The 462-nt window shown below is 33.5% G+C and carries 2 protein-coding genes; both read right to left on the reverse strand.

Going from position 1 to position 462, the window contains the following annotated elements:
* The coding region (locus JHD69_RS21195; protein WP_233166133.1) for a phosphoadenosine phosphosulfate reductase domain-containing protein at positions 1–181 on the reverse strand (181 nt) is incomplete at its 3' end.
* The coding region (locus JHD69_RS20365) for a hypothetical protein (protein ID WP_199142150.1) at positions 168–462 on the reverse strand (295 nt) is incomplete at its 5' end. The genes JHD69_RS21195 and JHD69_RS20365, both read right to left, overlap by 14 nt.

Raw genomic sequence — 462 nt, forward strand, 5'->3', positions numbered from 1 at the left:
CTAAATACGTTTCCAGATTTGAGATCAACTGGTATGTTTCTTCCAATTCCTTCCCAGTATCGCAAGTGTAAAATTCTATGTCCAATTCAGGATATAAGCTACGCATATAAATGGCAAGGGCAGCACTATCTTTACCACCAGAGATACCTAAAACATGTTTTACAGCATTATTTTCCTTCATTATCCAGTTCTTTTTTTAGAAGATTAGCCAATATAGCAATTTTAGTTGAACCTTGTTCCTTTGAGAATATTGCCTCTAGCTTCTTTTCGTAATCCAAAATTCTTTCAGTCTTTGGTTTTGGCAATCTTATAATCTTATTGCTTAAACCATTCTGAGGTTGTGTGATTTCTAGCTTAAATACCTCTTCTGTATCAAGATCAACATTTTGGAGGTAGATATCATTCAGATTATCCAACTCATGTATTGCATTTAAGAATTTATCAAAAAGGATATGCTCGTCA

This window comes from Pedobacter sp. ASV12 (assembly GCF_016429155.1).
Taxonomy (GTDB): domain Bacteria; phylum Bacteroidota; class Bacteroidia; order Sphingobacteriales; family Sphingobacteriaceae; genus Pedobacter.